The organism is Psychrobacter sp. HD31 (genome assembly GCF_051097895.1).
Taxonomy (GTDB): domain Bacteria; phylum Pseudomonadota; class Gammaproteobacteria; order Pseudomonadales; family Moraxellaceae; genus Psychrobacter.
On sequence record NZ_CP142525.1, the window covers coordinates 204,275 to 217,509 of the forward strand.

Consider the following 13,235-nt stretch of genomic DNA (forward strand, 5'->3'; position numbering starts at 1 on the left):
TTACAAAACATTTTGTAAAATTTTAAATTTTAGAACTGATTAAGGGGCATGTTATGACAATGGATTTTTCTGCAGAGCGATTATCGTACGAAAAAGGCGAACTGATAGAAAATAATTTACCAAGTCATCCTGTAGAGCTGTTGACCAATTGGGTGAAAACAGCCGTAGATGAAAAGCTGATTGAACCCTATGCTATGAGTTTTGCAACCTGTGGGGACGATAACTTACCTAGTGTCAGAACCTTATTGATGCGAGAAATTACTCAACCAGAAGATAGCACCGGCAAGCTTGGTGTTGTTTTTTATACCAATTATGATAGTGATAAGGGCGATGACATACTGCAAAACCCCAATGCACAGGCGTTGTTCTTTTGGCATAGTTTAGAAAGACAAGTACGTATTAGTGGCAAAGTGCGTAAAATTAGTGAAAAAAAATCAACAGATTATTTTCATAATCGCCCACAAGATAGCCAAATTGCTGCATGGGTGAGTGAACCACAAAGTGGTTTGGTAACAAACCGTGATGCAATGGAATCAAAATTTGAGGAATATAAACAAAAGTTTTCAGAAACTTCACAAATTCCGATGCCAAAGTTTTGGGGTGGTTATGAGCTGGTTGCAAATAAAATTGAATTTTGGCAGGGGCGTGCAAACCGCATGCATGACCGAATCCGTTATAACTTGCAACCTGATGGCAGTTGGTTAATGGAGCGATTACTGCCTTAACCGTTAAAAAAAATTTTGATAGACAAAAAACCATGCGTATTTATTTGCATGGTTTTTTTATTTAGAGTCGAAACGTCTGTATCTTATTGATTCATTGTTTTAACTTATTTTTTTATGATTTTCGATAATTCGTCAATCATTTGTGGATGGTATTTTTCTTGGACTTTATGGGCGTGTTCTATTATGGTTGGCATGATGTCAGTCATGTAGGCTTGAGCAACAACCCCTTGTTTTTCTACAATGCTTTTGCCAAGGTCGCTTGAGTAAAAGTCAATCATGGCATCTACTTCTTTTTGCGTGTAATACTCTCCTGCCGTGGCAATAAAGCGTTCAATCAATTGATTCTGAATCTCTGGTGTAAACATCTCTTGGTTTATTTTTTTTGAATAAGTTGCAATAACTTCTTTAATGCGCTCAAGCTGTTCAGGCGTTATTTCAGCATCTTTTAACTGTTGTAATTCTGATTGTATGACATTATTTAATAAATCGTCATTCATAGAAGCCATTTTTTTAAACTGTGAGTTCATGAGAGAGACTTCTTGCAGTTTAACTAAAGATTCAGCGGATGGCTTAGCTGCGTGCGCTAGGCTCATAGTTGCAAATGTTAAAGATAAACTTAGTGTTGCTGTGGTTAAAAAACGTTTCATACTTAGCTCCTTATGGATGTGTCAGTTTGTAGTTTTAAGGCGTTTGCCGCTCAGGTTTATCCTGCTTTAATTTTGATATTTATTCTAAATTAATCTAATAGCAACCTTTCTAAAATACCTTCATATATTTGGGCAAGTTTGCCTAAATCATCGACTTCCACTTTTTCATTAACTTGGTGGATGGTGGCGTTACGCACCCCAAGCTCTACCACATTTGCACCGGTTGGGGCAATAAAACGACCATCAGAAGTACCGCCGGTGGTAGAAAGCTCTGCGGTGATGTTGGTAATTTTTTTGATTGATTGCTGACAAGCGGCAACAAACTCACCAGCGCTGCCATTATCAACAGGGGTTAAAAATGGGTAGCCTGATAACTTCCAGTCTATGTGATAACTTGCCTGACTGTCATTAAAATATTTATCAAAAATGGCATGTGTTTTGGCAATTAGCTCATCTTTGGTTGTCTCGGTAGAGAATCTAAAGTTAAAAACAACCTCAACAGTTTCTGGTATCACATTGGTTGCCCCAGTGCCACCATTAATGTTAGAAACCTGTAAACTGGTTGCAGGGAAGTAATCATTACCTTGATCCCACTCAGTTTGGATAAACTCTGCCAATGCAGGTGCTAAAGCATGAATTGGGTTGCAAGCAAGGTGAGGGTAGGCAACATGCCCTTGTTTGCCAGTGACTGTTAATACAGCACCTAATGAACCACGGCGACCATTTTTAATCACATCGCCTAAGGTGTCAGAGCTTGATGGCTCGCCAACTAAACAATGTGTGATTTTTTCATTACGTGCTTCTAATGCTTCTACTACTTTTACCGTCCCATTTTTAGCAACGCCTTCTTCATCGGCAGTAATAAGCATGGCAATAGAGCCTTTATGATTTGGGTGGTTTTTAACAAAGTTTTCTGCAGCAACAACAAAAGCCGCAACTCCAGTTTTCATATCGGCGGCACCACGCCCCCAAAGGTAGCCATCGGCAACAGTTGCCGAAAAAGGCGGGTATGTCCAACGATTTTCATCACCAGTTGGTACAACATCGGTATGCCCTGCAAAACAAATCACAGGTTCTGTGGTACCACGCCTTGACCATAAGTTTTTTACTTGGGCATTGTCATCATTTTTATCGGCATTTTTATCGCCAAAAAACATAAACTCATTTTTAAAGCCAGCATCCGCCAGTCTGTTTGAAATAATCTCTTGGCAGTTTTTATCCTCAGGTGTCACTGAGTCTTGCTGCATTAGTTCGATGCTTAAGTCTAGGGTAGCTTGTTGGTGGTTCATGTGGGTCTCTTTAAGGGTGGATTATGGTTTGCTGATTACTTAAAAATTATTGGGTTGCTATTTTGTCATAGTTTTAAGCATAAATAAATATAGGCAAAGGCCTGTGATATAAGCTTTACATAAAGTGGTAAAAAATAATGGTGCGTTTAGTCACTGGTTACAGCTGATTTTCACCATCACGTCTCATCCAAGTAGCAATAGAAAAACGCTCACGGTGTGCAATTTGCACTTGGTGCATGAGGTTGCTATCAAACACAACCAAACGATTTGCCTGAGGCAATAATGTGTGGTGTGTGCCTGTTTTATCAACCACTTCAATTGCTCCGCCATCTTTTTCTTGCCAATGGTCGTTTAAATAAAACACGGCAGATAATACACGTTCATCTCGGTTTTGTGGGTTATCACTATGCCACTGGTAGCCAAACCCTGCTGGGTAGCAAGCGTAATGTGCCTCGCAATTGCGGATGCCAGTATACAAGGTGCGATTTGCAAAACGAGCCAGTGATTCGATTGCCTTTAAATAGCCTAAGCCTGCCTGGTCTTGATTGGTTATCCAATGCGTTTTGTCTCCGCGGATATTATCAAGCCTTTGTCCTTGCGTTAAGTTGGCTGCTTTGTAGTCAATAAATCCACTTTCTGCCTGTAAAGACAATAAATCTGGGTGGGTAAATACATCATCAAATACAGTATAGCCCAACTCAACAAACTGATTTAAGCATGCGTCATTAAATGCGTTGTCCCAATTGACATGAAAGTTTGACATTGATTTTATACTACCTGTGGTTTTTATTTAAAGTTGCGTTATTTTAAGTTATTCGACATTAACAATTTCTCCATTTTTTATGCAAATGGTTTTGTTGACCAAGTCTTGTACTTCTTCTGGTTGATGCGTGACTAATAACAAGGTGAGGTTTTTTTCTTCACAAAGTTGCTTTAATAATTGCATCATTTCTAGCCGTAGTGCTTTATCAAGTGCTGAAAAGGGCTCATCTAATAGCAAGATTGGTTGCTCCCTAAGCAAGCAACGAGCAATGGTAACACGTTGTTTTTGACCACCAGATAATTGATTGGGTTTTTTATCTAAAAAATCTGTTAAACCAACTTGCTTGGCGGTTTGCACGATTTGCTGTTTTTGCTGGGTATTAAACTTTAGTTTAGGCTGTAAGCCCAGCCCAATGTTATCTGCAACGGTTAGGTGATTAAACAAATTGTTGTCCTGAAACAACATAGAAACAGGGCGCTCAAAAGGTTTGGTATTGCTGTGATTTTTTTTATCGAGAATGATGCTGCCACTGTCTGGAAAAATAAAACCAGCAATTAGGTTTAATAATGTTGATTTGCCAGAACCACTGGCACCAATAATGGCACATCGCTCACCTTGGTTAATGGATACATCAAAATACATATTGGTTTTTTGATGGTTGTCGGAATAACCAGTAAAGGTAGTTTTGTTAAGTTGTATCATGGGTTTAGTTATTTGTTTAGTCATGGGCGTGGTTGCTCGAATGCTCATCGGAATAACGCTCAACTAAAATAAAGATTAAAGCAGAACAAATCAGCAATATAAAGGCGGTTACGGCTGCCTCATTGCTACGATAGTTGCCTAATTGTTGATATAACAAATGAGGCAAAGAGGTAAAGTTTTGATTACCAAACAAAGCGATGGCAGTAAAATCACCTAACGATAAAGCGGTTGCCAATGCCCATGCACTCAATAAAGGTTGTTTTATGCTTTGCCACTCAACATATTTAAAACGGTTGATTGCACGAATGCCCAAAGACTGGCATAACCGCTCATAATAAACCATATTATTGTACATAGGCTGTGCCATTATACGCAATGCAAAGGGCATTGCCATGAGTGCATTACAAACAACAATGATGCTAAACAAAATGGGGGTTGCCATACTAAATTTTTGTAGCATTAAAAACAAACCAACTGCCAACACCAATGTTGGTATCGAGAGTATCATCATACCCGTATTAACCACATTATTGGCTAGTTTATTTAAACCTACCCAGTAAAACTGCCTTGCTCCCATTAATAGCATAATAGTAAAAAATAGGCTTAAGATACCGGCACATATTGCAATACACAATGAAAACCCAGCAGCCACCCATAGCCTAGGGTTTTGTAATGAGGTTACCCAAGCGTTTATATCGGTGGCTTTAAGCATAACATTGAGTAAGGGTAGCGCTGTAAACAATACGGCAAAAATGAGTATAAAACCTTGTGCGATGTGATAAGGTTTAGCAAAAGGTACTTTGTATGGTTGGCTATTATTGACCATGGTTTTGGTATCACTAGATAAATAGGTACTGATCCAAAATAATACAAAGCAAAAACCAAATTGTAGCAAAGCTAGTAACCCTGCAAGCTTTAACTCAAAATTAAAAGTAACGGCCTGATATATTGCCACCTCTAGCGTTGTGTACTTTGGGCTACCACCAAGGGTTAACACAATGGTAAAGCTAGTAAAACATAGCATAAATACCAAAGTAAAAATGGGGAGTAATTGCTGGCGTATATAAGCCCATTCTACTAAGCGGAAAAAATTAAAATTGGTAATACCCAGTTGTGCAGACAACTTGCGTTGTTGGTTGGGGATGGATTGTAAAGCGTTTAAAAATACTTTTGCCGATAAGGGCAAATTAAAAAACACATGGGTAATTAAAATGCCAGATAATCCATAAATATTAGGTCGCCAATCAATACTTGACCAAGTACTCAGCCAGCCAGCTAAACTTGCCAACCAACCAGACTTTCCATAAACGCCAAGCACCCCAAAAATTGCCACTAATACGGGCAAAACCATAGACAATGAGAATAATTTTAATAATAGTTTTTTACCCAAAAAGTCGTGGTAATAAAGCGCATGTGCAGTTAATAAACCAAAGCTGATGGATAAAATAGCCGATAAAAATGCTTGAAAAAAACTAAAACCCACCACGTGGCGGATGTAGCTATCATTAACCACGCTGAGTAGGGCATTGGTTATGCTGCCCTCACTTGTAGTATTACTAAACAGTTGCCAAACAGAAGTGCCATAAAATCCAAACAAAAAAAGCATGACGGCGCATGCAAGCGTAACATCCACAAGGCGGATTTTTTTGGTTTGTCGAATTGTTGAAAGCAGATTCATATTAAATTAAAGTTTTTAAATCGGGTAGATTTTTTGTTAACTCTTGATAATCTTCAAATTGAGATAAACGACTAACCACGCAAGATAGAGGTTCAGCAAACACTTGAGAAAAGTCTTGTTCTCCAACATGTGTAATAGGGTATGCTAGCTGCTCAGTGGGCGGGTCAAATTTGGCAAAAATGCCTGCTTTGTTACCGCGAGGGTCTACTCGATACCATCCGTTATTGTCTTTTAAGCCTTCTACTTTTGGCAAATAAACGGCAGCCAAACCATGCAGGCAATATTCAAATTGTCCGTTTTCATTAGGCTCATCAGATAGCACCAGTCTTTGATAACAAAGCCCAGCTGGGATGTTATTTGCGCGTAGTAATGCAACTAACAAATGGCTTTTGGCGTAGCAAAATCCATGACCAAGTTGTAAAACATCCGAAGCACGGCAGCTTTTTCCATTTCGTTTATAATCGACACTATGCTCAATTTTATTGAGTACAAATTCAAAACAGCTTTTAGCGATGTCAATATCAGAACTCAAGCCATTGGCTAATTTTTTAGCCATTGTTTGAATTTGTGCATCATCAAAATCAATGACTTTTGAACTTTCAAGATACGCTGCTAGTGCAGATGTTGTTGTTAGCTTTATTGTCATATTTTAGCCTATTGAATAAATAACAATAGACAAGCCGTTATTTACCAAAAATATGTTAAATAAAAACTTGTCTATCTTTTAAAAAGTGTCTTTTTAAAAACTAATCACGTCAGCAATTAATGTGATTTTTACTTACTCACTGCGGTTTGCCAAACAGCAATTTGCGCTTTTGCGGTTTTATCATCTGGCGTTGGAACAGCCAGTGTTTTTTCAGGTACAAAAGCATCAAAATGTGGTTCAATTTCTGTATTAATAACAGGCAACATGATATTGCTAGTCGCAATGGTTTTTTGTGCTTCTGGTGTTAATAAAAATGCCATAAAGTCTTGTGCAAGTGCCGGTGTATCACTGGCTTTCAACTGAGCAGCAAGCTCAATTTGTACAATATGCCCTTCATCAAAACTTGCGGCAACGTATTTGTCGGTATCTTCATGGATTTGATGATATAAAGGAGACGTATTGTAGCTAAGTACTAAATCTGATTCGCCATTTTTAAAGGCTTCGTAGGTTTCTGACCAACCTTTGCCCACAGTAACCGTATGGCTTGATAGGGCTTTCCAAGCAGTTTCTGACTGATCGCCATATACCTCATTCACCCAGGCAAGTAAACCACGCCCAACGGTGCTGGTACGAGGGTCTTGATAAATCACCGAGTAATTTTGATTGTTAACTAACTCTTTTAAGCTTTTAGGTGGGGTTTTACCATCTTTGGCAAACGCTTCTTTGTTGTAAATAAACGCATATTGCCCATAGTCATAGGGGATAAAAGTTTGGTTTGTCCATTCAATTGGCAATTCAAGGCTGCTTATATCAATGTCAGTTTTTGCAAATAAACCAGATGCCTCGGCACTGTTAAGCAAGTTGTTATCAATACCAATAATCACATCAGCTTTTGGATTATCACCCTCTAAACGCAAACGGTTGAACATGGTAACGCCATCTTCAAAAGGTACAAAATCGATTGTACAGTTGCAGTTTGCTTCAAAAGATTCTTTTAACTTAGGTGCAGGTCCCCAGTCGGATGTAAATGAATCATAACTATAAACGGTTAGGGTTTTACCAGCGTGGCTTGTTGTGCCATTGTTGTTATCTTGTTCGTTGCTTGTTTCGCTGGTTTGCTCTGCTTGGGTTGTTGTTTCGGCAGTTTTTTGTGTATCACAGGCAGTTAGTGCCAGCAAAGATATGGATAAAGCTGATAATGCGGGAAATGAATGAAATACTTTCATGTAGCTTCCTTTTTAAATTAATAAATAAAAAGATTAAAATAAAAAGAAATTTAAGAAGAATCAGGTTGTTTTTGGCAATGCAAAAGTAAAACACAGGTTTCTCAAATTCCTTCGTGGGTATTAACCCTCAGGTTCAACGGGTCTAATCTCAGCTAATTTTTTTTGGCGATTATACTGCACTTAAAAAAATCAGCACCCCAATGAGAATTTTAAATTGGATTATGGCAAGAATGTAGGGGAGGGTCAAGCAGTTTGCAGTATAAAAACAATGGTTAATGTGCTAGTATGTGGCTTTAAATTTTTGTAAAAAGTATTAATAATTATGAATTACAAACACGCCTACCACGCAGGTAATTTTGCGGATGTTGTTAAACATGTTTTACTCATCCAACTGTTAAACCAACTTAGTCAAAAAGGCAAACCTTTTTATGTATTAGATGCCTATGCAGGGCGTGGACTTTATAAGCTAAACAGTCAAGAGTCACAAGCAACAGATGAAGCAAAGCTGGGTATTCAAAAGTTAAATCAGGTTGGTAAAGGTAAAACTGATGCAACCCCTGCCGCTGTTTTGCAATATTTAGAACAGTTAGAGCTTGCCAAACAAACTTATGATAAACATGTGTATCCAGGTTCACCTTGGTGGATTGCCAATGCGGTGGAAAGCCAACCAGAAGTTGATATCCGAGCGGAAGCATTTGAAGCACAAGTGCAAGAGTATGATGTATTAAACTATCAAGTGTATAAGTTGCCAATTGGTGTCCATCACCGTAATGCATTTGAGGGTATCCCTGCGGTTATACCACCAAAAGAAAAACGTGGGCTGATTTTAATTGACCCACCTTTTGAGCATGAACATAAAGATTTTAGCAACCTTGTTGACCTGTTAGTCGAAAGCCATAAAAAATGGCCACAAGGCATTTTTGCTTTATGGTACCCTCTAAAAAATAACGATGCGGTTAACTTGTTTCATAAAAAAATGAAGCGCACAGGTATTAAAAAACAATTACTTTGTGAACTAAATGTTTATCCTAACGACTTACCAGTGGGCATGAATGGTACGGGTATGTTGATTATTAATCCACCTTGGAAGTTTGATAACCATGCACATCAAATCGTTAAGTTTTTACAACCAATTTTAAAAGCTGATGATGCACCGCAAATGACGGCGGAAGAGGCATTTCGTGTTAAATGGTTAGTTGGTGAATAACAACGTTAGTAAAAAGATAATTATGGATACAAAAAATACCAACCCACAAAGAGTAGAACCTGTACATGATGATGGTCATGGTGGTCTTACTTTTGAAGTTGTAGAAAAACAAATAGAAGCAGATGGTGCGCATACGGTAAGTCGTGGGGTCTATTTAGTACCTAATATGATTACTACTTTATCTTTGCTATCTGGCTTTTTTTCTATTCTTTCTAGTATGCAGGGTGACTTTTATAAGGCGGCATTAGCCATATTTTTATCTGCCATTTTAGATGGTATGGATGGGCGAGTGGCTCGCATGTTAAATGCCCAAAGCCCTTTTGGCGAGCAATTTGACTCATTGGCAGATATGTTGGCGTTTGGCGTTGCGCCTGCCATACTCATGTATAGCTATGCGTTACAACCACTTGGGCGAGTTGGGATTGCCTTAGCATTTGTATTTACAGCCTGTGCTGCTTTTAGGTTGGCGCGCTTTAATGTGCAAATTAATGTGGTAGATAAAAAATACTTTATTGGGCTGGCAAGTCCGTTAGCGGCTTTGTTGGTTACAAGTTTTGTGGTGGTTTCTTTAGATTATTCGTTGCTGCAAAATTATGGAACAAGCATGATTGCTTTATCAGCACTTTGGGTGGTGATATGTGGTTTGCTTATGGTCAGCAATGTTAAATATTACAGCTTTAAAGAGTTTGATAGACAACGTGTCCCTTTTTGGGTATTAATTTTAGGTGTGGTTGTGTTGGCTGCTGCTATTTATGATATACCAATGGGAGTACTTGTGATAGGAACCTGCTATGCGTTGTCTGGTTTTTATACCAGCTTTACCGCAAAATAACTTATATATGTAGTTTTTATTTTAAAAGTTATCAATTTGATAACTTTTTTTTATTTTTAATATTTATTGCGTACTAGTATACTAGTTTGTAGAAATAACCTGTAAGGTACTATTTGAACGATACTAAAAAATACTTTGTATCCTATTAATTTAATGACATATTTAAGGTTTGCTATGCTTAAGGATAAAACAACCGTTTTTTTTGATAAAAAAAGCCAAGGTGTGCCATACTCTGCCGACTTAACCAGAGTCTTTGCCAGCATTTGCGAGGGCAAATCCAATACCTTATTGCTGGAATCTGCCGAGATTGAAAGCCGAAATAGCTTAACCAGCTTATTGTTTGTTAACTCAGCCTTACGCATTGTTTGTGATGAGCAAACCGTCACCTTTATTGCACTTAACCAAAATGGTAACGCATTATTGCCCAGTATCCAGCAGGCTCTTATCGATAAAGCAGAGTCTATTGAACTTGCTTCGCTTGATAATTGCGACACGGATACACCAGCCAATGACCGCAAACAGCTTATCGCTACGTTTGCCAGTATCGACAACCGATTAGATGAAGACAGCAAGCTACACGCCCCAACGGTGTTTGATGGTTTGCGAGTGATACAAACCCTGTTTAACAAAGCCAATGCCAACGAGGTCGTTTATACTGGTGGCTTGTTTGCCTACGATGTGGTGCGAGGGTTTATCCCCATGCAGGGCATAACCCTTGAGGACGATGGCATTACTTGCCCAGATTATAGTTTTTATTTGGCTGACCAGTTATTAATTTCTGACCACGAAAATCAACAAAGCGTCTTACACAGTTTCCACTTCTCGGCAGAACCAAGCGTACAAGCTGAAGTGACGCAACAAAGCAATACCATTGTTCAGCAACTAAGCCAGCCATTAAAAGACTTAACCATTACGCCAGTGCCAACAGGCGTTAGCGAAAACTACGCTGATGAAGAGTTTATCGACATCATCACACGGTTAAAAACGCATATTTATAATGGGGATGTGTTTCAGATTGTGCCATCACGCCGTTTTTCGCTTGCTTGCCCAAGTCCGCTGGCAACTTACCATCAGCTTAAACAAAATAACCCAAGTCCTTATATGTTTTATATGCAGGATGAGGCATTTACGCTATTTGGTGCCTCACCAGAAAGCTCACTAAAATACACACAAGACAACCGCAAGCTGGAGGTTTATCCGATTGCAGGGTCGCGCCCACGCGGATTTGACAGCAATGGCAACATTGACCCAGAGCTAGACGCACGTATGGAGCTTGATTTACGCCTTGATAAAAAGGAGCTGGCAGAACATTTAATGCTGGTTGACCTTGCCCGCAATGACATTGCCCGAGTTTGTGACAGTGGCACTCGCCAACTAGACAAGCTCATGCAGGTTGACCGCTATTCGCACATCATGCACTTGGTATCGAGAGTCACGGGCAAATTACAAGCTGACCTAGATGCCTTACACGCTTATCAAGCCTGTATGAATATGGGCACGCTTACAGGTGCACCCAAAATTAAAGCCATGCAACTGATTTATCAGCAAGAAAAACAAAAACGCCATAGTTATGGCGGTGCGGTGGGCTATTTTACCTCAAATGGTGACCTTGATACTTGTATTGTCATTCGCTCTGCCTTTGTGCAAAATGACATTGCCCATATCCAAGCGGGTTGCGGAGAAGTCCTTGATTCAGACCCGCAATTAGAAGCAGATGAAACCCGTCATAAAGCAGCGGCTGTGATTAAAGCAATTGTGCAAACCCATCAAGACAATAGCCATCATCAACGCAAACAAAATCAACCTATTAACGAAGCACAAGATAAGGAGCAGAACAATGGCTAATATCATCTTTATTGATAATTTTGACTCCTTTACCTATAACTTGGTGGATGAATTTCGGGTGCTTGGGCATCAAGTGGTGGTTTACCGCAATGATGTTGATTTAGACACCATTACTCAGGCAGTATTGGATAAACCAAATACCCTGCTTGCCTTATCTCCAGGACCTGGCAACCCCAGCGAAGCAGGCAATCTACTTGCCATCATTGAACGGTTAAAAGACGCAGTGCCAATTTTGGGGATTTGCTTGGGGCATCAGGCGATTATTGAGGCGTTTGGTGGTACAGTGGTTCACGCAGGGGAGGTGATGCACGGTAAGGTATCGCACATCAAGCATGATGAACAAACGGTATTTAAAGGGTTAAAAAACCCAATGCCAGTGGCACGCTATCATTCACTATGTGGTACCAACCTACCGCAAACGCTAACGGTGACTGCCAGTTATGATTACGTTGATGACAATACTAAAGACACACAAAACATTGTTATGGCAGTCAGGCACAACCGTTTGCCGATTTGTGGTTTTCAGTTTCATCCCGAATCCATTTTAACCTTGCATGGTTCGCAGTTGTTAAAGCAAACGGTAGACTGGTTGCTTGAGCCGTCCATATCAACACAATCATAATATATTAACAACAGGAATCATCATGCACACCGTCGACCCACTTTTAGAAAAACTCTTTGACGCCCAAACACTCACCCAAAAAGAAAGCCAAACGTTTTTTACTGCCATCGTCAAAGGCGAATTAAGCAACGAACAGCTCGCAGGGGCATTGCTTGCACTGAAGATACGAGAAGAAACCACCGAAGAAATCGCAGGGGCAGTGATTGCCTTACAACAAGATGCCAAGGCGTTTGCCTCACCAACGTATGCGTTTGCCGACATCGTTGGGACAGGGGGAGATGGGGCAAATACCATCAATATTTCTACCGCCAGTGCCTTAGTCGGGGCATCCTTATCTGACTATGGGGTTAAAGTTGCCAAACATGGTAACCACGGCGTATCGAGTCAAAGTGGCTCAAGCGATGTGCTCACAGCATTAGGCGTGAACATCAATGCAGAGCCTAGCATCGCTCGCCAAGCCTTAGACAAGGTGGGTATTTGTTTTTTATTTGCGCAAAAGTACCATCTAGGCTATAAAGAAATTGTGCCCGTACGCCAAGCACTCAAAACCCGTACCATCTTTAATAATTTGGGTCCTTTAATCAATCCAGCCAAACCAAAACGTCAACTGCTTGGGGTCTATAGCCCAGATTTGATTGATATGTATGCCAACATTGCGGTTGCCTTGGGTCATGAACACAGCCTTGTGGTGCATGGCAGTGGCTTGGATGAAGTGGCATTACATGGTGCGACTCAAGTAGCAGAAATTAAAAATGGCAAAATTGAGCATTATCAAGTCACGCCAACCGATTTTGGGTTTAGCCAACAACCCCTGTCTGTTTTGGCAGGCGGTACACCCACCGAAAATGCCAAAGACATCATTGATATGCTAAGTGGTCAAGGTAATGAACACCATGCTCAAGCGGTTGCTATGAACACCGCCATGCTAATGAAATTATTTGGTCATGATGATATTAAACAATCAGCAAGCATGATTATGGAGCATTTGGCGAGTGGGAAAGCGATGGCAACACTTGAGCAATTGAGAAGTTACTAATCCATGCTAAAAAATCG

General features: G+C 39.9%; 13 protein-coding genes and 1 riboswitch. Of the genes, 6 read left to right on the top strand and 7 right to left on the bottom strand.

Annotation, left to right across the window (positions count from 1 at the left end; genetic code table 11):
- The first annotated feature begins 59 nt into the window (after positions 1-59).
- Complete coding sequence (gene pdxH / locus VH441_RS00825) at positions 60-725, top strand: pyridoxamine 5'-phosphate oxidase (protein WP_434354330.1); 666 nt, start codon at positions 60-62, stop codon at positions 723-725.
- Positions 726-829: 104 nt separating this feature from the next.
- Here pdxH and VH441_RS00830 read toward each other — a convergent pair whose 3' ends face one another.
- From VH441_RS00830 to thiB, 7 genes are all read right to left on the bottom strand, one after another.
- Positions 830-1,372, bottom strand: coding sequence for a DUF2059 domain-containing protein (locus VH441_RS00830; RefSeq protein ID WP_434353603.1), 543 nt, complete (start codon positions 1,370-1,372; stop codon positions 830-832).
- A gap of 89 nt (positions 1,373-1,461) precedes the next feature.
- On the bottom strand, positions 1,462-2,661 hold the full coding sequence (gene dapE / locus VH441_RS00835; RefSeq protein WP_434353604.1) for a succinyl-diaminopimelate desuccinylase: 1,200 nt from the start codon (positions 2,659-2,661) through the stop codon (positions 1,462-1,464).
- Positions 2,662-2,818: 157 nt separating this feature from the next.
- A complete protein-coding gene (locus VH441_RS00840; RefSeq protein WP_434353605.1) occupies positions 2,819-3,424 on the bottom strand; it encodes a 2OG-Fe(II) oxygenase in 606 nt (201 codons plus the stop codon).
- Positions 3,425-3,472: 48 nt separating this feature from the next.
- Complete coding sequence (thiQ, locus tag VH441_RS00845) at positions 3,473-4,150, bottom strand: thiamine ABC transporter ATP-binding protein (protein WP_434353606.1); 678 nt, start codon at positions 4,148-4,150, stop codon at positions 3,473-3,475.
- Positions 4,143-5,804, bottom strand: a complete 1,662-nt coding sequence (gene thiP / locus VH441_RS00850) for a thiamine/thiamine pyrophosphate ABC transporter permease (protein ID WP_434353607.1) — start codon at positions 5,802-5,804, stop codon at positions 4,143-4,145. The genes thiQ and thiP overlap by 8 nt, the downstream gene beginning before the upstream one ends.
- A gap of 1 nt (position 5,805) precedes the next feature.
- A complete protein-coding gene (locus VH441_RS00855) occupies positions 5,806-6,450 on the bottom strand; it encodes a transglutaminase-like domain-containing protein (RefSeq protein ID WP_434353608.1) in 645 nt (214 codons plus the stop codon).
- Between the two features lie 128 nt (positions 6,451-6,578).
- The gene (thiB, locus tag VH441_RS00860) at positions 6,579-7,676 is read right to left on the bottom strand and encodes a thiamine ABC transporter substrate binding subunit (protein WP_434353609.1); all 1,098 of its coding nucleotides are present in this window, start codon (positions 7,674-7,676) and stop codon (positions 6,579-6,581) included.
- 88 nt (positions 7,677-7,764) lie between these two features.
- Positions 7,765-7,886, bottom strand: a riboswitch (TPP riboswitch).
- 112 nt (positions 7,887-7,998) lie between these two features.
- On the opposite strand from thiB, the gene VH441_RS00865 reads away from it, so the two are divergent.
- The 5 genes from VH441_RS00865 to trpD all read left to right on the top strand — a co-directional run bounded on the left by VH441_RS00865 (position 7,999) and on the right by trpD (position 13,218).
- Positions 7,999-8,883 carry a 23S rRNA (adenine(2030)-N(6))-methyltransferase RlmJ gene (locus VH441_RS00865; RefSeq protein ID WP_434353610.1) on the top strand — a complete coding sequence of 295 codons (885 nt, stop codon included), beginning with the start codon at positions 7,999-8,001 and terminating at the stop codon, positions 8,881-8,883.
- Between the two features lie 22 nt (positions 8,884-8,905).
- Positions 8,906-9,715, top strand: coding sequence for a CDP-diacylglycerol--serine O-phosphatidyltransferase (pssA, locus tag VH441_RS00870; RefSeq protein WP_434353611.1), 810 nt, complete (start codon positions 8,906-8,908; stop codon positions 9,713-9,715).
- Positions 9,716-9,889: 174 nt separating this feature from the next.
- Positions 9,890-11,560 carry an anthranilate synthase component 1 gene (locus tag VH441_RS00875; RefSeq protein WP_434353612.1) on the top strand — a complete coding sequence of 557 codons (1,671 nt, stop codon included), beginning with the start codon at positions 9,890-9,892 and terminating at the stop codon, positions 11,558-11,560.
- Positions 11,553-12,182, top strand: a complete 630-nt coding sequence (locus VH441_RS00880; protein ID WP_434353613.1) for an aminodeoxychorismate/anthranilate synthase component II — start codon at positions 11,553-11,555, stop codon at positions 12,180-12,182. The genes VH441_RS00875 and VH441_RS00880 overlap by 8 nt, the downstream gene beginning before the upstream one ends.
- Positions 12,183-12,204: 22 nt before the next feature.
- Positions 12,205-13,218, top strand: coding sequence for an anthranilate phosphoribosyltransferase (gene trpD / locus VH441_RS00885; protein ID WP_434353614.1), 1,014 nt, complete (start codon positions 12,205-12,207; stop codon positions 13,216-13,218).
- Positions 13,219-13,235 lie beyond the last annotated feature (17 nt).

What these genes read in the sequence shown, in the direction of transcription:
- trpD (WP_434353614.1), top strand. Translation starts at nt 12,205, where the DNA reads ATGCACACCGTCGACCCACTTTTAGAAAAACTCTTTGACGCCCAAACA.
- dapE (WP_434353604.1), bottom strand. Translation starts at nt 2,661, where the DNA reads ATGAACCACCAACAAGCTACCCTAGACTTAAGCATCGAACTAATGCAG.
- pssA (WP_434353611.1), top strand. Translation starts at nt 8,906, where the DNA reads ATGGATACAAAAAATACCAACCCACAAAGAGTAGAACCTGTACATGAT.
- thiB (WP_434353609.1), bottom strand. Translation starts at nt 7,676, where the DNA reads ATGAAAGTATTTCATTCATTTCCCGCATTATCAGCTTTATCCATATCT.
- VH441_RS00855 (WP_434353608.1), bottom strand. Translation starts at nt 6,450, where the DNA reads ATGACAATAAAGCTAACAACAACATCTGCACTAGCAGCGTATCTTGAA.
- VH441_RS00830 (WP_434353603.1), bottom strand. Translation starts at nt 1,372, where the DNA reads ATGAAACGTTTTTTAACCACAGCAACACTAAGTTTATCTTTAACATTT.
- thiQ (WP_434353606.1), bottom strand. Translation starts at nt 4,150, where the DNA reads ATGACTAAACAAATAACTAAACCCATGATACAACTTAACAAAACTACC.
- VH441_RS00865 (WP_434353610.1), top strand. Translation starts at nt 7,999, where the DNA reads ATGAATTACAAACACGCCTACCACGCAGGTAATTTTGCGGATGTTGTT.
- VH441_RS00840 (WP_434353605.1), bottom strand. Translation starts at nt 3,424, where the DNA reads ATGTCAAACTTTCATGTCAATTGGGACAACGCATTTAATGACGCATGC.
- VH441_RS00875 (WP_434353612.1), top strand. Translation starts at nt 9,890, where the DNA reads ATGCTTAAGGATAAAACAACCGTTTTTTTTGATAAAAAAAGCCAAGGT.
- thiP (WP_434353607.1), bottom strand. Translation starts at nt 5,804, where the DNA reads ATGAATCTGCTTTCAACAATTCGACAAACCAAAAAAATCCGCCTTGTG.
- pdxH (WP_434354330.1), top strand. Translation starts at nt 60, where the DNA reads ATGGATTTTTCTGCAGAGCGATTATCGTACGAAAAAGGCGAACTGATA.
- VH441_RS00880 (WP_434353613.1), top strand. Translation starts at nt 11,553, where the DNA reads ATGGCTAATATCATCTTTATTGATAATTTTGACTCCTTTACCTATAAC.